The organism is Nitratireductor lacus (assembly GCF_056431025.1).
This window is the reverse complement of the sequence record NZ_JBWKMB010000004.1, coordinates 216,893-235,014: the sequence shown is the minus strand read 5'-3', so window position 1 is coordinate 235,014 and position 18,122 is coordinate 216,893. Positions and strand designations below refer to the sequence as shown.

The 18,122-nt window shown below is 61.5% G+C and carries 21 protein-coding genes; 13 read left to right on the top strand and 8 right to left on the bottom strand.

Going from position 1 to position 18,122, the window contains the following annotated elements:
- The first annotated feature begins 93 nt into the window (after window positions 1-93).
- From AC07E3_RS05415 to AC07E3_RS05400, 4 genes are all read left to right on the top strand, one after another.
- Window positions 94-378: a DUF2019 domain-containing protein gene (locus tag AC07E3_RS05415; RefSeq protein ID WP_478360542.1), complete on the top strand. Its 285-nt coding sequence runs from the start codon at window positions 94-96 to the stop codon at window positions 376-378.
- A 64-nt stretch (window positions 379-442) separates the two neighbouring features.
- Window positions 443-820 (top strand): DUF2019 domain-containing protein, encoded by a 378-nt coding sequence (locus tag AC07E3_RS05410; RefSeq protein WP_478360530.1) that lies wholly within the window; start codon window positions 443-445, stop codon window positions 818-820.
- Window positions 821-901: 81 nt separating this feature from the next.
- Window positions 902-1,120 carry a DUF6500 family protein gene (locus AC07E3_RS05405; protein WP_065814918.1) on the top strand — a complete coding sequence of 73 codons (219 nt, stop codon included), beginning with the start codon at window positions 902-904 and terminating at the stop codon, window positions 1,118-1,120.
- A gap of 101 nt (window positions 1,121-1,221) precedes the next feature.
- Window positions 1,222-1,710 (top strand): CreA family protein, encoded by a 489-nt coding sequence (locus AC07E3_RS05400; protein ID WP_478360529.1) that lies wholly within the window; start codon window positions 1,222-1,224, stop codon window positions 1,708-1,710.
- A gap of 73 nt (window positions 1,711-1,783) precedes the next feature.
- Here the strand turns inward: AC07E3_RS05400 and AC07E3_RS05395 are convergent, their stop codons facing one another.
- Together AC07E3_RS05395 and AC07E3_RS05390 are read right to left on the bottom strand one after the other, a co-directional pair.
- Entirely contained in the window at window positions 1,784-2,092 is a 309-nt protein-coding gene (locus AC07E3_RS05395; protein WP_065814920.1) for a hypothetical protein, read from the bottom strand.
- Between the two features lie 100 nt (window positions 2,093-2,192).
- Window positions 2,193-2,627, bottom strand: a complete 435-nt coding sequence (locus tag AC07E3_RS05390; RefSeq protein WP_478360528.1) for a PaaI family thioesterase — start codon at window positions 2,625-2,627, stop codon at window positions 2,193-2,195.
- A 119-nt stretch (window positions 2,628-2,746) separates the two neighbouring features.
- Here AC07E3_RS05390 and paaA point away from each other — a divergent pair, with 119 nt between their 5' ends.
- From paaA to paaE, 5 genes are read left to right on the top strand one after another with little or no spacing between them, the layout of a single operon-like run.
- The gene (gene paaA / locus AC07E3_RS05385) at window positions 2,747-3,742 is read left to right on the top strand and encodes a 1,2-phenylacetyl-CoA epoxidase subunit PaaA (RefSeq protein WP_478360527.1); all 996 of its coding nucleotides are present in this window, start codon (window positions 2,747-2,749) and stop codon (window positions 3,740-3,742) included.
- Between the two features lie 5 nt (window positions 3,743-3,747).
- On the top strand, window positions 3,748-4,035 hold the full coding sequence (gene paaB, locus AC07E3_RS05380; protein WP_292896510.1) for a 1,2-phenylacetyl-CoA epoxidase subunit PaaB: 288 nt from the start codon (window positions 3,748-3,750) through the stop codon (window positions 4,033-4,035).
- Window positions 4,035-4,808: a 1,2-phenylacetyl-CoA epoxidase subunit PaaC gene (gene paaC / locus AC07E3_RS05375; protein WP_478360526.1), complete on the top strand. Its 774-nt coding sequence runs from the start codon at window positions 4,035-4,037 to the stop codon at window positions 4,806-4,808. The genes paaB and paaC overlap by 1 nt, the downstream gene beginning before the upstream one ends.
- Entirely contained in the window at window positions 4,805-5,368 is a 564-nt protein-coding gene (gene paaD / locus AC07E3_RS05370) for a 1,2-phenylacetyl-CoA epoxidase subunit PaaD (RefSeq protein WP_336067920.1), read from the top strand. Before paaC ends, paaD begins: the two co-directional genes overlap by 4 nt.
- A 22-nt stretch (window positions 5,369-5,390) precedes the next feature.
- Window positions 5,391-6,470, top strand: coding sequence for a 1,2-phenylacetyl-CoA epoxidase subunit PaaE (paaE, locus tag AC07E3_RS05365; protein ID WP_478360525.1), 1,080 nt, complete (start codon window positions 5,391-5,393; stop codon window positions 6,468-6,470).
- A gap of 396 nt (window positions 6,471-6,866) precedes the next feature.
- Here the strand turns inward: paaE and AC07E3_RS05360 are convergent, their stop codons facing one another.
- The 3 genes from AC07E3_RS05360 to AC07E3_RS05350 form a co-directional block, all read right to left on the bottom strand.
- The gene (locus AC07E3_RS05360; RefSeq protein WP_478360524.1) at window positions 6,867-8,513 is read right to left on the bottom strand and encodes a thiamine pyrophosphate-binding protein; all 1,647 of its coding nucleotides are present in this window, start codon (window positions 8,511-8,513) and stop codon (window positions 6,867-6,869) included.
- Complete coding sequence (locus AC07E3_RS05355; protein WP_478360523.1) at window positions 8,510-9,685, bottom strand: CaiB/BaiF CoA transferase family protein; 1,176 nt, start codon at window positions 9,683-9,685, stop codon at window positions 8,510-8,512. Before AC07E3_RS05355 ends, AC07E3_RS05360 begins: the two co-directional genes overlap by 4 nt.
- Before the next feature lie 90 nt (window positions 9,686-9,775).
- The gene (locus tag AC07E3_RS05350; protein ID WP_478360522.1) at window positions 9,776-10,705 is read right to left on the bottom strand and encodes an alpha/beta fold hydrolase; all 930 of its coding nucleotides are present in this window, start codon (window positions 10,703-10,705) and stop codon (window positions 9,776-9,778) included.
- A gap of 101 nt (window positions 10,706-10,806) precedes the next feature.
- Here AC07E3_RS05350 and ettA point away from each other — a divergent pair, with 101 nt between their 5' ends.
- Complete coding sequence (gene ettA, locus AC07E3_RS05345; protein WP_478360521.1) at window positions 10,807-12,456, top strand: energy-dependent translational throttle protein EttA; 1,650 nt, start codon at window positions 10,807-10,809, stop codon at window positions 12,454-12,456.
- Between the two features lie 3 nt (window positions 12,457-12,459).
- Here ettA and AC07E3_RS05340 read toward each other — a convergent pair whose 3' ends face one another.
- On the bottom strand, window positions 12,460-12,981 hold the full coding sequence (locus AC07E3_RS05340) for a hypothetical protein (RefSeq protein WP_478360520.1): 522 nt from the start codon (window positions 12,979-12,981) through the stop codon (window positions 12,460-12,462).
- 310 nt (window positions 12,982-13,291) lie between these two features.
- Here AC07E3_RS05340 and AC07E3_RS05335 point away from each other — a divergent pair, with 310 nt between their 5' ends.
- Entirely contained in the window at window positions 13,292-14,413 is a 1,122-nt protein-coding gene (locus AC07E3_RS05335) for a beta-ketoacyl-ACP synthase III (protein WP_478360541.1), read from the top strand.
- A 28-nt stretch (window positions 14,414-14,441) separates the two neighbouring features.
- On the opposite strand, the gene AC07E3_RS05330 is transcribed toward AC07E3_RS05335, so the two are convergent.
- Window positions 14,442-14,777, bottom strand: coding sequence for a DUF2293 domain-containing protein (locus AC07E3_RS05330; protein ID WP_336067938.1), 336 nt, complete (start codon window positions 14,775-14,777; stop codon window positions 14,442-14,444).
- A 128-nt stretch (window positions 14,778-14,905) separates the two neighbouring features.
- Here AC07E3_RS05330 and AC07E3_RS05325 point away from each other — a divergent pair, with 128 nt between their 5' ends.
- Both AC07E3_RS05325 and metF read left to right on the top strand, forming a co-directional pair.
- The gene (locus AC07E3_RS05325; protein WP_478360519.1) at window positions 14,906-15,925 is read left to right on the top strand and encodes an ArsR/SmtB family transcription factor; all 1,020 of its coding nucleotides are present in this window, start codon (window positions 14,906-14,908) and stop codon (window positions 15,923-15,925) included.
- Entirely contained in the window at window positions 15,925-16,845 is a 921-nt protein-coding gene (metF, locus tag AC07E3_RS05320; RefSeq protein WP_336067943.1) for a methylenetetrahydrofolate reductase [NAD(P)H], read from the top strand. The genes AC07E3_RS05325 and metF overlap by 1 nt, the downstream gene beginning before the upstream one ends.
- 349 nt (window positions 16,846-17,194) lie before the next feature.
- Here the strand turns inward: metF and AC07E3_RS05315 are convergent, their stop codons facing one another.
- A complete protein-coding gene (locus AC07E3_RS05315) occupies window positions 17,195-18,118 on the bottom strand; it encodes a DMT family transporter (RefSeq protein WP_336067945.1) in 924 nt (307 codons plus the stop codon).
- Between the last annotated feature and the right edge of the window lie 4 nt (window positions 18,119-18,122).

The window sequence follows — 18,122 nt, the reverse complement described above, 5'->3', positions numbered from 1 at the left end:
CCATCTCGAGCGCTGTCTGTTCGGGGGCCGGTGTCTTCAACATGACCCAGTGAATCAAAAACCCCCGGCAAATGCCAGGGGTTTGTCAGCAGTCTGGGCCCGGCCCGGCCTTACAACCGGGCTTATATGAAAATCAAAAAGCTGGTTGAAGAACTGGAAGCGCGCCCCGGTGATCAGCGTCATGCGCTGATCGAACTGTTTGATCACGACAATCCTCAAGTGCGGCTGAACGCCGCCAAACATGCCCACCCTCTTTATCCGGATAAGGCCATTCAGATTGTTCAATCCATCATTGATGCCAGGGCGCTTCCGCAGGAAGTATATGCCAAGGATGTACTTTCATTTCTGATGTATGGACCACGGTTTGGGCGAAGGTAGAAAGCCGCCGGGAGGAACGCGAATTGATGGGGCGATATGCACTGAGAAAGTTTGGAGTGCTGAAATGAAGTCCAAAGCCGCTCGTCTTGCAAACCAGTCAGACGACAGTCTCATCGCGCGTGCCGCTGAAATTGGTGTGGAACAGGATCATGCACTGTTGGGAAATGAAATTTCCCGTTTCAACAAGCTCTTCGACGAACTGATGTCGATTAAGAATGAACTGCGTGCGCGGCCAGGAGATCGGCGGCGGCTGATCATGGAACTCTATAAACATCGAAATATACAGGTGCGTCTGAACTCCGCCAAGGCGACCCTCGCTATCGCGCCGCAGGAGGCGCGGGCGCTTCTGGAGTGGATCGCGGCATCGAAGCATAATCCACAAGCTGGCGATGCCGGGATGTGCCTCTGGGCGCTCGATGAAGGGATCTTCGTTCCAGACTGAACTTCAGCAAATCCAGTGGGCGCAGCCTTCGTCTTGGATCAGCAGAGAAAAAACACCATCCTGGTCAGAAGGATACCGCACATGCGGCCAGCGCTCAGGGCGAAAGCCATCGCGATCTGCGAAGAGAAAATCGCGAAGAAGGGTGAGGGCGTCGGGCTCTCTTTCTATGCCTTCTTCGCCAACAAAAATGACGATCCCGAGCTTCTCATGGAAGCGGCGGAATGGTGGATCAGAACGCACGCGCTGGATCATTTCGAAAAGGCGGTGAAAATTCGCGACATGATTCGGTCCGGCAAATAGTCGCCGCTCTCTAGCAAGGTTCGTACCCCGGGGCGCATTCCATTCGCGCCGGTCAGCCCCCATATTGGGGGCATCCGAGTTTGAACCGTTCGAGACAGGCCATGCGTTTTTCCCTCCCGGCACTTGCCGCATCACTCATCGCATCCGTTTTCATCGCCGCTCCCGTATCCGCCGAGCAGGTGGGCGAAATCGGTGTCGACTGGCTCGGCAACGACATCATCATCGAGGCCGTGCACGACCCCAAGGTCGAGGGCGTGACCTGTCACGTCACCTATTTCGACCGCGGCGTGATCGACCGGCTGCAAAAGGGCAACTGGTTCGAGGATCCGTCCAACTCCTCCATCTCCTGCCGGCAGACCGGTCCCATCGTCATTGGTGACATCGACCTTGGCGGAGATGGCGAGGAGGTGTTCAAGCAGCGCCAGTCGCTGATCTGGAAGTCCGTCGTCGTCAAGCGCATCTATGACGAGAAGAATGACACACTGATCTATCTTTCCCACGCCCGTCAGGTGCAGGACGGTTCGGCCAAGATGGCGATCTCCACCGTGCCGCTCTACGGGCAGGAAGCGGTCTGGAAGGAAAAGGAATAGGCGTTTATGAACGCAGATAGCGGGCGCGCCTCCGACCGCCCGCTGTCGCATTCCGTCTGTTCACCCGTGGCTGTCAGTAAGGGCACCACCAGTAGAGCCTGCGCACGCAGTTGCCCTGCGCGTCGCCAAAAGCGTGATAGGTGCGTTTGAAGCGCTTTTCGTCGATGCCGAAAAGTGCGGCCACCTCGGCGATCTGAAAATCATTGAGCCCGGCTTTCGCAAGATCCCCGAAATAGATCTTTGAAACAAAGCCGTTTTTATCAAAATCCAGGCAATGGCGGAAAAAGGAGATTTCCTCATTGCTGAGGATCGAAAGGTGCGATGAATCAAGTTTCTCGTCGTCCCCGCAAAACTCATCGAAGTCTTCAAGTGATCTGATCATAACTTTCCTCCACAGCGTAATTGCAGCAAGAATTGCCGGATCAGGCTACTTTAATTCCGATTGATCTGTCACTCGAAATAAAACACGGTTTTGCGGAAGTTTAGCCGTCAAGATAAGCATAGGCGCCGGTTGCCGTGAAGGCGAGGCGTGTGTCGCCTTCGGCGCGCATTTCCACCCGCACATAGGCCATGCGCCGTCCATTCGACAGTACCTCGACGCGGATCGCCACGGGGCCGGGCTTCAGTGGGCGAATGAAATGCGTGGTCATGTCCACCGTCGTGCAGGTGCGGAAGCGGCCATTGGCGGCGGAAAGGGCCGCCACCGCGCATGTGTCGGCCGCAGATGCCGTTGCCTGCCCGCAGATCACGCCGCCCGCATGCGCAAGGTCCCGATTTTCCGGCAGGCGGAAGTTCACGCCAGTCTCGTCCGCTGCGAGCGCCTCGATTTCAAGCGCTGCAATCCACGGTGCGAAAACCGTTGCAAGCGTGTCGCGCGCGGCCGTCAGCGCGTCCTTTTCAATCGCCGTTTCGCTCATCGTTCCTCCCGTCGCCAAAAAGCGTTACAAAATATTGCAGGTTTCAAGTTTTTTTGTTACATGTTTTCTGTGGGGCCTGTTCCCCCGCCCTGAGCCGCCGCAAGCATGGAGGACAAGCGATGTATAGCCAAGGGCTTATCGGCGCTAAGACCGATACGAACGAAGACGAGGCTTTCCTCGCCGCGTTCCAGGCGCGCATCGACGCCGAAGAGAAAATCGAGCCCAACGACCCGATGCCGGAGGGCTACCGCAAGACGCTCGTCCGCCAGATCGGCCAGCACGCGCATTCCGAGATTGTCGGCATGCTGCCGGAGGGCAACTGGATCACGCGCGCTCCTTCGCTGCGCCGCAAGGCGGCCCTGCTCGCCAAGGTGCAGGATGAGGGCGGCCACGGGCTTTATCTCTATTCCGCTGCCGAGACGCTGGGCGTCTCGCGCGAGGAGATGACCGAGGAGCTTCTCAGCGGCAAGGCGAAGTATTCCTCCATCTTCAACTACCCGACGCAGACCTGGGCCGACATCGGCGCGATTGGCTGGCTGGTGGATGGCGCGGCCATCATGAACCAGATCCCGCTCTGCCGCTGTTCCTATGGCCCCTATGCGCGCGCCATGATCCGCGTGTGCAAGGAAGAGAGCTTTCACCAGCGTCAGGGCTACGAGATCATGATGACGCTTGCGCGCGGCACGCCCGAGCAGAAGGAGATGGCGCAGGATGCGCTGAACCGCTGGTGGTGGCCCTCGCTCATGATGTTCGGTCCTTCCGACAGCGACAGCCAGCACAGCGACCAGTCCATGAAGTGGAAGATCAAGCGCTTCACCAATGACGAGCTCAGACAGAAATTCGTCGATGCGACGGTGCCGCAGGGCGAGTTCATCGGCCTGACCTTCCCCGATCCCGATCTGAAATGGAACGAGGAGAAGGGCGGCTACGATTTCGGTGCCATCGACTGGGACGAGTTCTGGCGGGTGGTGAAGGGACATGGCCCCATGAATCGCGAGCGCATCGCGTCGCGGCGGAAAGCCTGGGACGATGGTGCATGGGTGCGCGAGGCGGCCCTTGCCCATGCGGAGAAACGCAAAGCCCGCCGCGAGGCGGCGAAAATGGCGGCGGAGTAAGTGACATGACGAAAAACCAGATCCCCCTTTGGGAAGTTTTCATTCGTCCACGCAACGGGCTGGCGCACAAGCATTGCGGCTCGGTGCATGCCGCCGACGAGGTGATGGCGCTTCAGGCCGCGCGCGATGTCTATACGCGCCGCGGCGAGGGCACCTCCATCTGGGTGGTACCATCCTCGGCGATCACCGCGTCTGATCCGGAAAACAAGGACGAGAATTTCGAGCCCGCGCTTTCCAAGGTCTACCGTCACCCGACCTTCTACGACATTCCCGAAGATGTGGGGCACATGTGATGGCTCCCGCGTCTTCCCTCTCTCGTGAAACGTTGACGGCGCTCCTGTTGCGGCTTGCCGACGATCATCTGGTTCTCGGCCACCGGCTTTCGGAGTGGTGTGGGCACGCGCCCATGCTGGAAGAGGATCTCGCCATGCCCAACATGGCGCTCGATCTCATCGGCCAGGCGCGCTCGCTCTACCAGTATGCCGGCGAGGTCGATGGCAAGGGCCGCGACGAGGATCAGCTGGCCTATATGCGTCGTGAGCGTGAGTATGTGAACTGTCTGATGGCCGAGCGCCAGAACGGCGATTTCGCACACACCATGCTGCGCCAGTTCTATTTCGCTGCCTTTATGCAGCCGCTCTGGCAGGCCATGATGACGTCGACCGACGAGCGTCTGGCCGGCATCGCCGCCAAGGCCGAGAAGGAAGTCGCCTATCACATCCGCCATGCCGGCGAATGGGTGGTGCGCCTTGGCGATGGCACGGAAGAAAGCACCCGCCGCATGAAGGCGGCGGTCGAGGCGCTCGCGCCCTATGTGGACGAGCTGTTCGAGAGCGACGAAGTCACCCGTGCCATGGCAGAGGCCGGCATCGCGCCCGACCCGTCCACCCTGCGGTCGGCTTTTGATGCCATTGTCGGCCCGGTCTTTGCCGAAGCTGGCCTTGAATGGGTGGAAACGCCCTATGGCCAGACCGGTGGCCGTCAGGGTCGTCACGGCGAGGCATTGGGTTTCCTGCTCGCCGAGCTGCAATACATGCAGCGCACCTATCCGGGGATGACCTGGTGATGGGCAACACGGTGGTGAATGCCTCTTTTCCTCAGTCTGCGGGGCAGAGCGCCCGGCAGGCCGGTGAGGGGCAGAGCCACCTTTCTCAGGCCGAGCGCGCCTATCGCGCCGCTGCCGCCGTGGTCGATCCGGAAATCCCCGCCGTCACCATTGCCGATCTCGGCATCCTGCGCGGTGTCGAGATGGAGGGTGACGTCGCCGTCGCCCGCGTCACGCCCACCTATACGGGCTGCCCGGCGGTGCTCGCCATCGAGCTCGCGGTGGAGACGGCGCTGCGCGAGGCAGGTTTCGAACCGCGCATCGAACGGGTCATTTCGCCCGCATGGACGACGGACTGGATCACGGCAGAGGGGCGTGAAAAACTGCGCGCCTATGGCATTGCGCCACCGGCGAATGCGTCCAATTCCATCCGCGCCCTGTTCGGCGAGACGGAGGTGGCGTGCCCGCGCTGCGGCTCGCTCGAGACCGCGCGCATTTCCGAGTTCGGCTCCACGGCCTGCAAGGCGCTTTACCGCTGCCAGACCTGCCACGAGCCTTTCGACTATTTCAAATGTATCTGACCGACCCCAGACCGAGGTGACCATGGCCCCGCGTTTTCACGATCTGAAAGTGGCCTCCATCGAGCGCCAGACCCCCGAAGCCGTGGCGATCGCCTTTGAGATCCCGGCCGATCAGGCCGAGGCTTTTGCCTTCACGCCCGGCCAGTATCTGACGCTCGCCACCGATATCGACGGCACGGAGGCGCGCCGGTCCTATTCCATCTGCTCCGCGCCCGGCGATCCGTATCTGCGCGTCGGCGTGAAGAAGGTGGCCGATGGCCGCTTCTCCACCTTCGTCAACGACGTCCTGTCGGTGGGTGACACGATCCGCGTGATGCCGCCGCAGGGCCGCTTCACCGCGCTGAAGGGTGAGCGCCACGATTACCTTCTGTTTGCCGCCGGCTCCGGCATCACGCCGATGCTCTCCATCGCCCGCACGGTTCTCGCCCACGAGCCCGAGAGCACCATCACGCTGGTCTATGGCAACCGCTCCACCGAGACGATCATGTTCCTTGAGGAACTGAACGACCTCAAGGACCGCTTTATGGGCCGCTTCACGCTGATCCACCTCCTGTCGCGCGAAACGCAGGATGTGGAGCTTCTAAACGGTCGTATCGATGCTGAGCGTGTTGGCGAGCTGGCCACCGGCGGTCTCATCGAGCCCGCCGCCATGGATGGGGTATTCCTTTGCGGTCCGGGGGAGATGATCGATGCGGTTTCCGGCGCGCTTCATGCAATGGGTGTCGAGCGTGACCGCATCCGCTTCGAGCGCTTCACGCCTTCTGGCGAGGCGCCGGCGCCCCGCAAGGCATCGAAGGCCGCACGCGAAGCGGTTCAGGATGGTGTTGCCATTGAGGTCGTTGTCGATGGGGTGCGCCGCAGCTTCTCCATGCAGGATGCCGATGGCACCGTGCTCGACGCTGCCCACAAGGCCGGCATCGAGCTGCCTTACTCCTGCGCCGGCGGCATGTGCTGCACCTGCCGCTGCCGCGTTGTGGAGGGACAATCGGAGATGGCCGTGAACTTCTCGCTCGAACCCTGGGAAGTGGAAGCCGGCTTCACACTCGCCTGCCAGACCCGCCCCACGGCGAAGAAACTGGTCCTCGATTTCGACGCCGCCTAATGACGCACTCCTTCTCCCCGCAAGCGGGGAGAAGGTCCCGGCAGGGGGATGAGGGGCAAGCGCCTGCTCTTATTGATTTTACGCTGCACGCGCCATGCCGCCCCCCGCCCTTCGACAAGCTCAGGATGAAGGCTGTGTTGGTGAGGGCTGTGTTGGTGAGGGTTGTGTTGGTGGATGAGCTTTGCTGAGAGCGGCTCTTAGATTACGAATGGCTTCAAACAGGCTGAGCAATCTTCCAGCCCGTTTCGCGCTCTATGCAGAAACCTGCTTACAGTCTCGCCCGTTCGAAGCCACAACGGCTGATCTGCCTTCTCCCTCATCCTGAGCTTGTCGAAGGGCGGGGGAGAAGGCACGGGCTGCCGGTGCCACAGGCTCACGCCGCAGCACAAATCAACCTCAGCGCTTCTCGCGAATATCCGTGAGCGTCTTTGCCGGCGTGATGGCTTCCGGGTCGAGCCGGATTTCGATCAGCGCCGCTTTCCCGCTCGCCTGCGCGCGCTCGAAGGCTCCTGCAAAGTCCTCGGTCTTTTCCACCGTCTCGCCATGCCCGCCATAGGCGCGGGCAAGCGCTGCGAAATCGGGGTTGTTGATCGAGGTGCCGGAAACGCGGCCGGGATATTCGCGCTCCTGATGCATGCGGATCGTGCCGAAAATGCCGTTGTTCACCACCACCACGATGATCGGCAGGTTCTCCTGCACGGCGGTGGCGAATTCCTGGCCGTTCATCATGAAGCAGCCATCGCCGGCAAATGCCAGAACGGGCCGCTCGGGGAAGAGCGCCTTGGCGGCCACGGCTGCCGGCGTTCCATAGCCCATCGAGCCCGAGGTCGGCGCGCCCTGCGTGGCGAAACGGCGGAACCGGTGGAAACGATGCACCCAGGTGGCGTAATTGCCGGCGCCATTGGTGAAGATCGCATCCTCCGGCAGAACGCTTTCCAGATACGCCATGATCGGACCCATCTGCACCGCGCCGGGGCCGGTCTTTGGCGGGGTCGACCAGTCGAGATAGGCCTGATGCAGGCGCGCGGTCTCTTCTGCCCATGGCGTGTCACCGGGCGCGAGCCCGGCAAACGCCTCGGTGAAGGCTGCCGACGAGGCGTTGATGGCAAGCGTGGGGCGATAGACGCGGCCAAGTTCATTGGCGTCGGCGTGCACATGCACCAGCTTCTGGTCGGGATAGGGGCTCTTCATGAGCGAGTAGTCGGAGGACGGCATCTCGCTGAACCGGCCGCCGACGAGCAGCACCAGATCGGCATCCTTGACCGCGGCTGCGAGCTTCGGATTGGGGCCGATGCCCACATCGCCGGCATAAGAGGGGTGCAGGTGATCGAACAGCATCTGCCGACGGAACGAGCAGCCAACGGGCAGGGACCATGCTTCCGCCGCCTTCTGGAAATCGGCCACGGCCTTCTCGTTCCAGCGCGAACCGCCAAGAATGACGAAGGGCCGTTTGGCGTTCTTCAGGAGAGCGGCAAGCTCTTCCATCTCGGCTGCGCCCGGTCGCGTTTCGACCGGCGTGGCTGCCCGTGCTGCGGGCGCATCCACAAGGCTGGTCAGCATGTCCTCGGGAAGCGAAATCACCACCGGACCGGGGCGGCCGGAGGTCGCGACCGAAAAGGCGCGCGTCAGGATTTCGGGAATCCGCGCCGCATCGTCGATCTCGGTCGCCCATTTGGCGATGGGGCCGAAAAAGGCTCGGTAATCCACTTCCTGAAACGCCTCGCGTTCGCGGGCATGGCTCGCAACCTGCCCGATGAACAGGATCATCGGCGTGGAATCCTGCATGGCGATGTGTACGCCGGGCGATGCGTTGGTCGCGCCGGGGCCGCGCGTGACGAAGCAGATGCCGGGCTGGCCGGTCAGCCGTCCGTGGCAGTCCGCCATCATCGCCGCGCCGCCTTCCTGGCGGCAGACAATGTTGCGGATCTTTGAATCGTGAAGCGCGTCGAGCACCGCCAGGTAGCTTTCGCCCGGCACGCTGAAAATGCGGTCGACGCCATTGGCTTCAAGGCTGTCGACGATAAGCTGGCCGCCGGTCTTCATTCGCTGTCGTCTCCGATTTCGCGCAGGATCTCTGCCGTGTGTTCACCAAGCCGGGGGCTTGGCCGTTCATAGGAAAGCGGGGTTTCCGAAAGGGCGATGGGCGCACGCACCGAAGGCAGCGCCGTGCCGTGTCCGTCATCGAGGGAAAGCTGCATGCCGCGCGCCTTCACCTGCGGATCATCGAACATCTCCTCAATCGTGTTAATCGGGCTTGCCGGCACCGCATTGGCGTCGAACTTGCCCAGAAGCTCCGCCTTTTCCCAGCCCGCCAGCGTGGCGACGATGCGCTCACGCAGCGCTGCGCGGTTGGCCACGCGCGCCGGGTTGGTGGCAAAACGTTCGTCTGCCGGCAGATCGTCAAGGCCGACGATCTTGCAGAAGCGCTGGAACTGGCCGTCATTGCCCACGGCGAGGATGATGTGCCCGTCCTTCACCGGCAGCACCTCATAGGGCGCAATGTTCATATGGGCATTGCCCATCTGCACCGGGCTGTTGCCGGAGATGAGGTAGTTCATATTCTGGTTGGCGAGCACCGCCACCTGGCTGTCGAGCAGCGCCATGTCGATATGCTGGCCCTGGCCGGTCGCCTCCGCATGGCGCAGCGCGGCCTGAATGGCGATCACCGAGTAGAGCCCGGTGAAGATGTCGCTCACCGCCACGCCCACCTTCTGCGGCTCGCCGCCCGGCGCGCCGGTGATGGACATCAGGCCCGACATGCCCTGAATGATGAAGTCGTAGCCCGCGCGCGGCGCATAGGGGCCGGTCTGACCAAAGCCGGTGATGGAGCAATAGACGAGGCGCGGGTTGATGGCTTTCAGGCTCTCATAGTCGAGCCCGTATTTTTTGAGACCACCCAGCTTGAAGTTCTCGATCAGAACGTCGGTGGTGGCGATCAGCTTTTTCAGCTTCTCGGCTTCTTCCGGCTTCGAGAAGTCGAGCGCGATCGAGCGCTTGCCCCGGTTGCACGAATGGTAATAGGCGGCCGAAAGGTTCTCGCCATCGGCACCTTCCACGAAGGGCGGACCCCATTTGCGGGTGTCGTCGCCGCCATTGGGGTTTTCGACCTTGATGACATCGGCGCCCAGATCGGCCAGAACCTGGCCCGCCCAGGGGCCGGCCAGAATGCGCGCCAGTTCAATGACGCGGACGCCCTTCAGGGGTGGGTTGTTCATGATCGCCGGCAGCCCTCCAAAATTCATGCCGTTTTGAGGTAGCAAACGGCTGGGTCTGCTTCCAGATGCGCAGAACGCATTATTTTGGCATTAATTGATGAATTTTCCGGCCCAGCGGGCAAAGTCCTCCATCGCCTTTTCCCGGCCGAGTTCATTGAGAGATTCGTGTCGGAAACCGTCGTAGATCGTTGTTTCCAGATTCGAAAAGCCACTCTCCCGCAGTCGGCTTTCGAGCTTGCGCACGATCTTTCCTCCTTTGGTGGAGGGGTCCTCGCTGCCGCCGACAAGCATGAAGGGCAATGTCTTGCGGGCGGCCTCCAGTGCCGCACTGTCGGCTGCCTTCAGGCTGAGATCGAAGAGCGCGGTCCAGAGGCCGACGGACGCCTCCCAGCCGGAGAGGGGGTCTGCGATATATTTGTCCACTTCGCTCTCATCCCGCGACAGCCAGTCGGCATCGGTGCGCCGGTCGGGAAAGGCACGCGCCCAGGCAGCGAAGGTGAGTTTCGGCAAGAGCCGCGAGGGCACATCGGAACCCAGGCGGAAACGCTCCCACGCGAGCACGGCCTTGCCGGCCAGCGCCTCCGTCCGCGTTGCCAGCGGCGCATTCCAGATCGCCGCGCCTGCAAGGCGGTGTCCGTTGCGCAGCGCGTAGTTGAGCGCGATCATGGCGCCCATGGAGTGGCCGAAAATGATGATCGGGAGGCCGGCACGCTCCTGAGCAATGTGTCTGTGGACGGCTTCCACGTCCTTCAGAAGCGTTCCGGCGGTCGCCTTTGGGCCGATATGGCCGAGCGGAGCCCCCGGCGCCGTGGTCGCTCCATGGCCGCGATGGTCATGCGCATAGACATCGAAACCGTTTTCAGACAGAAAATCCGCAAAACCGGCATAGCGGGCCGCATGCTCTGCAACACCATGATTGATCTGAACCGCAGCGCGCACCTTTCTGCTCGCCCGGCGCGTGAAAAGGCGCAGATCAGAGCCGGCTGGCGTTGCGAGCCGGGTTTCAGCATCGAAGCCCATCTTCCCTCCGTGCTGCGGATTGCCCCGCCGCTTCGTTTGGCCTACATACGCTGCGCAACAGGTTCCCCCCAATTCGAGTGAGACGGAGCGCGACGAGCCACATGGCACGCCAATTCATCTACCACATGTCCGGCCTCAGCAAGGCCTATGGCTCCAAGAAGGTTCTGGAGAACGTTCACCTGTCCTTCTATCCGGATGCCAAGATCGGCATTCTCGGCCCCAACGGCGCGGGTAAATCGACCGTGCTCAGGATCATGGCCGGCCTCGACAAGGAATTTACGGGCGAGGCATGGCTCGCCGACGGCGCGACCTGCGGGTACCTTCCCCAGGAGCCACAGCTCGATCCGGCCCTTGACGTGATGGGCAATGTGATGGAGGGCGTCGCCGCCAAGAAGGCGATCCTCGACCGCTACAACGAGCTGATGATGAACTATTCCGACGAGACGGCGGAGGAGGCTTCCCAGCTTCAGGATCAGATCGACAGCCAGAACCTCTGGGATCTGGAAAGTCAGGTGGAAATGGCCATGGAGGCGCTGCGCTGCCCGCCGGGCGATGCCTCCATCGACCATCTGTCGGGTGGTGAAAAGCGCCGCGTTGCGCTGTGCCAGCTTTTGCTGCGCCAGCCCGACCTGCTTCTTCTCGACGAACCGACCAACCACCTCGACGCCGAAACGACGGCGTGGCTTGAAAAGCATCTGCGCGAATATCCCGGCGCCGTGATGATCATCACCCACGACCGCTACTTCCTCGACAACGTCACCGGCTGGATTCTCGAGCTCGACCGCGGTCGCGGCATTCCCTATGAAGGCAACTACACGGCCTATCTGGAAGCCAAGGCCAAGCGCATGGCGCAGGAAGGTCGCGAAGAGGCTTCACGCCAGAAGGCACTTGCGCGCGAGCGCGAGTGGATGGCGGCCAGCCCCAAGGCCCGCCAGGCCAAGTCGAAGGCCCGTATCCGCGCCTATGACGAACTGGTTCAGTCGGCCGCCGACCGGCGGCCCGGCGATGCGCAGATCATCATTCCGGCCGGCGAGCGGCTCGGCAATGTGGTCATCGAGGCCGAAGGCCTCTCCAAGGGCTATGGCGACCGCCTCCTGATCGACGGTCTCGACTTCAAGCTGCCGCCCGGCGGCATTGTCGGCGTGATCGGCGCCAACGGCGCGGGCAAGACCACGCTGTTCCGCATGATCACGGGTCAGGAAAAGCCCGATGCCGGCGAAATCCGTGTCGGTGAAACCGTCAAGCTCGGCTATGTCGACCAGAGCCGCGATTCGCTTAACCCCGACAAGACGGTCTGGGAAGAGATTTCCGGCGGCAACGACATCATCAAGCTCGGCGCCCACGAGGTGAACAGCCGCGCCTATTGCTCGTCCTTCAACTTCAAGGGCGGCGACCAGCAGCAGAAGGTCGGATCGCTCTCCGGCGGTCAGCGCAACCGCGTTCACATGGCCAAGCTGCTCAAGGAAGGCGGCAATGTGCTCCTGCTCGACGAACCGACCAACGACCTCGACACCGAGACGCTGGCGGCTCTCGAAGACGCGCTGGAAAACTTCGCCGGCTGCGCCGTTATCATCTCGCATGACCGCATGTTTCTCGACCGCCTGGCCACGCACATTCTCGCCTTCGAGGGCGACAGCCATGTGGAATGGTTCGAAGGAAACTTCGAGGATTACGAGCAGGACAAGATCCGCCGCCTCGGCCCCGACAGCGTCAATCCGAAGCGGGTGACCTACAAGCGACTGACGCGGTAGCGGCTATACTAAGAGGCTATAGCGACCTGAATCCATAAAGGACAAAAGATTCAGGTCGCGTAGCATCTGGAGTTGCTGTCGAATTTTCTCTCGCACAAAGCGATTGTCTGGATAGAGCGATGATAGCTGCCGCTCATATTGATAAACTTCATCAAGTGTGAAAGTGCTTTTCTCCAAATCCAGCACGCAATCACGTACATCGGCCAGCCACCCGTTGCGCTGACCCCGCACCGTTGGGTTGCAGAGGGAATGTGCTTTTTGAGCGAGCATGGCTGCCCGATCTTTGTCGTGGATTGGGTATATTCTTATGTAGTCAGGGCTGTGCTGCGCACTGGCTGGGGAGAATGATACGGAAAAGTTTCTATCGGGCGTTTCTTCAACAATCACGCTTAGGTCTTGAGAATCGACTGCTGCAATCTGCTGGGCTCCACATTGTGGACAGTCGTCATCACAGGCGCAGGACCATTCACCTTCCCAGCCGCATCCGCATTTGTCGCACTCGTACTTGTTTCGCAGCCAAGCCATCGATTTCATCCGTCGCTTGTATTGTTACTTTGAACAAAAGCAGAACATTTCTTTCGTGTCAATGCTCGGCCTTGGTTCACACGGTGGAGCAACTTGGTAGGCTCCAAGTGAAAAGGGGTCTCTGAAGTCGGACCAATGTTATTGAGTGTGACAGCGCTGAATAGGGTCACGACCTTGACACACGCTTGATCTCACATAAACCACGATTGGAGAATTAAAGGCGTTTAAACTCCGATACACACAGGCACGGACCATGCTGCGCACCGGCGAGCCAAAGGCTTCAGATTTCGCACCGCATCACTCCAACGCCATGACGCGGGTCTGCGTTGGCGGGATTGGTGTCGAGATCCCCGAGGCATCCATTTCCAATGAAGAGCTGGTCGACAGCTTCAACGCGTGGGTCGATGCGGAAAACCCTAAGCGCGGGGCGAGGGGGTTGCCGCCGCTGGCGAAATCCGATGCGGAGTTCATCGAAAATGCATCTGGCATCAGGCAGCGTCATGTCTATGAGCGTGACGGCATTCTCGATCCCGCGCGCATGGCGCCCAACATTCCTGCCCGGGCCGACGACGAGCTTTCCGTCATGGCCGAGTTCGGCGCTGCCGCAGCCAGAAAGGCGCTCGCCCATGCCGGTGTCGAGGCGCGCGATGTCGATCTCGTCATCTGTGCTTCCGCACATCATCAGCGGCCCTATCCGGCTATCGCCATCGAGATCCAGAAGGCGCTCGGCACCAGCGGTGCAGGCTTCGACATGGGGCTTGGCTGCTCCTCGGCGCTCGCCGGCCTTCATGTGGCCACCAACCTTGTGCGCTCCGGCGCGCATCGCCGTGTTCTCGTCGTCACGCCGGAGCTCATCACCGCGCATCTGAATTTCCGCGACCGGCAGACCCACTTCATCTTCGGTGACGCCTCCGTGGCCGTCCTCATCGAGGCGCTGGGCGCCAGCGAAGAGCGTCCCGGCCGCTTCGAGATCGTCGACACGCGCAGCTGGACCCAGTTTTCCAACAACATCCGCACCAATTTCGGTTTCATGAGCCGCCTGGCGCAGGACGATCCGTCCTACCTCGCCATGGAAGGCAATCTCATCAAGCAAAACGGCAACAAGGTTTTTAAGGATGTGACCATCGCCGGTCACAAGTTCATTGTCGACTTTCTCGCCGAACACGGGCACACGCCACACACGATGCGCCGCTTCTGGCTGCATCAGGCGAATGCCCGCATGAACGCCATGATCCTCAAGCTCGCCTTCGGTGGCGAGGTGGGGCAGGACCGTGCGCCCACCGTGCTCGACCGTCTGGGCAACACGGCAGCCGCTGGCGCGATCGTCGCGCTAGAGGAAACGCACCGTGACATGAAGACTGGCGAGCATGGGCTGCTCTGCGCCTTCGGCGCCGGCTACTCCATCGGCGGCGCGCTCCTGCGTATGATGTGATGCAGGGCATGGCTGCCCGCCGGCAGGTTCAGTCCTGCCGGGCTTCCATGCCGTCTTCTTCCGCCGGATCGAGCAGCCGCGTGGCGCGCCAGCGCGTCAGGACGGCATTGATGTCGTCTACCACGAAATGCCGCGCCGCATCCCGGTCGTAACCGTCTTCCAGCATCGCGTCGTAATCCGTGTGCTCATGGCGCACATGCGTCACGGTTGCCAGCCACACGGCGATGGCAGGAGGCAGCGTGCGCAGCTTGCGGTCGTCCACCTTGTCGCGGATCGCCTCGGTATCCGCCATCGGCGCCCAGGGAATCAGCAGCGTCAGCGCCTTGTCGACCGCTTTGCGCCGCCCGGTTGATGCCCGCTTCATGTCCCTGAAAACTCTCTTCTTCCTGTGCGCGGCCCGCATTGCCGCACGCTGTGCAGTGTGAACTGCACTGCCTTGCCAAGCAAGCTCAAACGATATAAACATATCTTTATATGTATTGGGAGAAGCGCATGCTCATGCGTCCGGCAATCCATCTCGACCAGATGGTCGACACGTTGAAGGCGGCGGCTGAAACCAGTCGCCTGCGTATCCTTGCGCTTCTGTCGCAGGGCGATCTGACCGTGACCGACCTGACAGAGATTCTCGGCCAGTCGCAGCCGCGCGTTTCCCGTCATCTGAAGCTGTTGCTCGAGGCGCAGCTCATCGTCCGCTATCAGGAAGGGTCATGGGCCTATTTCCGCCTGTCGGATGCCGATGCGGCGCGTGAATTCGTCGATGGTGTCGTTGGCCGGCTCGACCTGGCGGATGCCGTCATCGAGCGCGATCTGGAGCGTCTCGGTGCCATCAAGCGCCGCCGTGAGGAGAGGGCGGCGGAGTATTTTTCGCAGAATGCGGCGAGCTGGGATCAGATTCGCTCGCTCCACGTGCCCGACAAGGCCGTGGAGGAAGAGCTTTTGAAACTCATCGGCGTGCGGCCGTTCCAGTCCATGGTCGATCTCGGCACCGGCACGGGCCGTATGCTGGAACTCTTTGCGCCGCTCTATCAGCGCGGGGTCGGCATCGATCTCTCGCGCGAGATGCTTGCGGTGGCGCGGGCAAATCTCGACCGGGCCGGCATCGCCAACGCGCAGGTGCGCCTTGGCGACATTTCCGCCCCACAACTTGAGCGCGATGCGCATGATCTGGTGACCATCCACCAGGTGCTGCATTACATCGACAGACCAGCTGTGGCCATTCGAGAGGCCGCCCGGCTGCTCCGACCGGGTGGGCGTCTTGTGATTGTCGATTTCGCGCCCCATGAGCACGAGTTCCTTAGAGAGGAACATGCCCATATGCGGCTCGGGCTGGCCGACAGCCAGATTGCCGAGTGGCTTGAAGAGGCCGAGCTAGACCTTACCGAAACACTGGAATTTGCGCCACGGGGCGAGGCTGGAGAGGGCCTGACGGTCAAGCTCTGGCTCGCCCGTGACCGGCGCATGCAGATTGCCGACGGTATAGTGCCGTCATTTGCCCAAAAGGAGACGGCTTGATGCCGCAACAGCGTTTTTCCCGCCAGCCCGATGTGGCCGGCAAGCTCCGTGTGTCGTTCGAGTTCTTTCCGCCGAAGACGGACGCGATGGAGGCCCGGCTCTGGGAGACGGTACAGCGTCTGGAACCCCTGGCCCCGTCCTTTGTCTCCGTCACCTACGGCGCGGGTGGCTCGACGCGTGAGCGCACGGCCCGCACGGTCAGGCGCATTCTCGACGAGACCAGCCTTACGCCGGCCGCACACATGACCTGTGTCGATGCTTCGCGTGAGGATGTCGACCAGGTGGTGGGCGAGTTTGTCGATATGGGCGTAAAGCGCTTCGTGGCGCTGCGCGGCGATCCGAGCGCCGGCGTCGGAGCAGCATACCGCCCGCATCCCGACGGCTACGCCAATGGCGCTGAGTTGGTGGGGGCGATGAAGCGTCAGGGCGATTTCGACATTTCGGTATCGGCCTATCCCGAGAAGCATCCCGAAAGCCCGGACTTCGCCACCGATATAGACATGCTCAAACGCAAGGTCGACAACGGGGCGACGCGCGCCATCACCCAGTTCTTCTTCGACAACGATCACTATGAGCGCTATGTCGAGCGTGCGCGGCGCGCGGGCATCTACATTCCCATCGTGCCGGGCATCCTGCCGGTGCACAATTTCACACAGGTTGCCAATTTCGCCGGGCGGTGTGGCGCCAGTGTTCCCGGCTGGCTGGCCGAACGTTTCGAGGGGCTGGAAGACGAGCCGCAGATTCATGCGCTTGTGGCTTCGGCCGTCGCTGCCGAGCAGGTGCTCGATCTCATGGAACGCGGGATCGATGATTTCCACTTCTACACGATGAATCGGGCCGATCTCGTCTATGCGGTCTGCCACATGATCGGCATTCGTCCGCGTCCCAGCAAGGGCCTCGAACAACCTGCCGCCGCATAAAATAAAGGGCCGGATCGACCGGCCCTTTCTTGTATCGTATTAACAAATTCCGGATCCGCTGCCTTTGAGGTGGCTGCTCCGGTCATGCGTTTACGGCAAAACGCCCATCACCAGGGCGCCGATGAACACGAATGCCGCGCAAATGATCAGTGCATTCACAGGCCGTGTCAGTCCCATGGCAAAGCCTCCTCTGCTTATTTACCCGCCGGATTCTATGGATGAGGTGCCGTCCGGCAAGCGGATTTTATGCTGCGCTGCGGTAGGTTTGTGAAAAAAACAACCGTCCGTCGCCGCGTTCATTTGAAATCATTGGTGAAATCACTGGGCAGCTGGTCCGATTCACTTTGTGTTAACGGATGCGCGCAAGAAGCCGCCCGTCGATGATGATCAATCCGGTGGCGATCAGCACCATTCCCGCAATCTCGAAGGGCGTGAGTCGTTCGCCCAGAACAAGACTTCCCAGCAGGATGGCGCTTACGGGATTGAGGAAGGTGACGAGCGATGCATTGGTAGCGCCCGCACTTGCCAGCACCCGGAAATAGATCAGATAGGCAAACGCCGTTGACAGAACGGCAAGCCCGATGACCGCAGACCAGATGTTGCCGGAAAAGCTGAACAGGTTTCCGGGGCCGTAGAGCGTGAGCACCAGCGGAATCATGATGACGGTGGAGGCGGTGAGCTGCCCCGTGGCGACGAGGGTTGGGGGAACGCCGCGAAAGCGACGCCCGTAGATGAAGGCGAGGCCATAGGAGACGGCGCCGCCGATCAGGGCGAGCTTCGCCCAGAGAGGGCCGCCCAGTCCGTTGAGGAGGCCGGGGCCGATCATCACGCCCGTTCCTGCAATGCCGAATGCGATGCCGGTCAGCTTCACCGGGGTAAGCTTTTCATCTGCGGTGAGCATGTTGGCCAGGATCGCGGTCCAGAACGGCGTCGTCGCATTCAGCACCGAAGCAAGCCCCGCACCCACCTCGGTCTGCCCCATGAAGATCAGCGAAAAGGGAATGACGTTGTTGAGGAGGGCGAGCACGAAGAAACTGCCGGCGAGCGGCAATGCAATGCGAAACGACGGTCCGCGAACGGCAAGGAATACCTGCAGGACTAGCGCGGCAATCGACACGCGAAACATGACCAGCATGAGTGGCGGCATTTCGCTGACCGCAATGCGGGCGAAGAAGTAGGAGCCGCCCCACACCGCGCCAAGAAGGAGGAGAAGCGCCCAGTTCCGGGCAGACATTTGAGGCGCGGTTGTCTGGGCGGGCGCTTGCGCGGTCATTGTG

Coding starts and splice junctions, on each gene's coding strand:
- AC07E3_RS05410 (WP_478360530.1), top strand. CDS start 443: ATGAAGTCCAAAGCCGCTCGTCTTGCAAACCAGTCAGACGACAGTCTC.
- AC07E3_RS05400 (WP_478360529.1), top strand. CDS start 1,222: ATGCGTTTTTCCCTCCCGGCACTTGCCGCATCACTCATCGCATCCGTT.
- paaC (WP_478360526.1), top strand. CDS start 4,035: ATGGCTCCCGCGTCTTCCCTCTCTCGTGAAACGTTGACGGCGCTCCTG.
- AC07E3_RS05360 (WP_478360524.1), bottom strand. CDS start 8,513: ATGAAGACCGGCGGCCAGCTTATCGTCGACAGCCTTGAAGCCAATGGC.
- paaE (WP_478360525.1), top strand. CDS start 5,391: ATGGCCCCGCGTTTTCACGATCTGAAAGTGGCCTCCATCGAGCGCCAG.
- ettA (WP_478360521.1), top strand. CDS start 10,807: ATGGCACGCCAATTCATCTACCACATGTCCGGCCTCAGCAAGGCCTAT.
- AC07E3_RS05405 (WP_065814918.1), top strand. CDS start 902: ATGCGGCCAGCGCTCAGGGCGAAAGCCATCGCGATCTGCGAAGAGAAA.
- AC07E3_RS05395 (WP_065814920.1), bottom strand. CDS start 2,092: ATGATCAGATCACTTGAAGACTTCGATGAGTTTTGCGGGGACGACGAG.
- AC07E3_RS05340 (WP_478360520.1), bottom strand. CDS start 12,981: ATGGCTTGGCTGCGAAACAAGTACGAGTGCGACAAATGCGGATGCGGC.
- AC07E3_RS05325 (WP_478360519.1), top strand. CDS start 14,906: ATGCTCATGCGTCCGGCAATCCATCTCGACCAGATGGTCGACACGTTG.
- paaA (WP_478360527.1), top strand. CDS start 2,747: ATGTATAGCCAAGGGCTTATCGGCGCTAAGACCGATACGAACGAAGAC.
- AC07E3_RS05315 (WP_336067945.1), bottom strand. CDS start 18,118: ATGACCGCGCAAGCGCCCGCCCAGACAACCGCGCCTCAAATGTCTGCC.
- AC07E3_RS05330 (WP_336067938.1), bottom strand. CDS start 14,777: ATGAAGCGGGCATCAACCGGGCGGCGCAAAGCGGTCGACAAGGCGCTG.
- AC07E3_RS05355 (WP_478360523.1), bottom strand. CDS start 9,685: ATGAACAACCCACCCCTGAAGGGCGTCCGCGTCATTGAACTGGCGCGC.
- metF (WP_336067943.1), top strand. CDS start 15,925: ATGCCGCAACAGCGTTTTTCCCGCCAGCCCGATGTGGCCGGCAAGCTC.
- AC07E3_RS05390 (WP_478360528.1), bottom strand. CDS start 2,627: ATGAGCGAAACGGCGATTGAAAAGGACGCGCTGACGGCCGCGCGCGAC.
- paaB (WP_292896510.1), top strand. CDS start 3,748: ATGACGAAAAACCAGATCCCCCTTTGGGAAGTTTTCATTCGTCCACGC.
- AC07E3_RS05350 (WP_478360522.1), bottom strand. CDS start 10,705: ATGGGCTTCGATGCTGAAACCCGGCTCGCAACGCCAGCCGGCTCTGAT.
- AC07E3_RS05335 (WP_478360541.1), top strand. CDS start 13,292: ATGACGCGGGTCTGCGTTGGCGGGATTGGTGTCGAGATCCCCGAGGCA.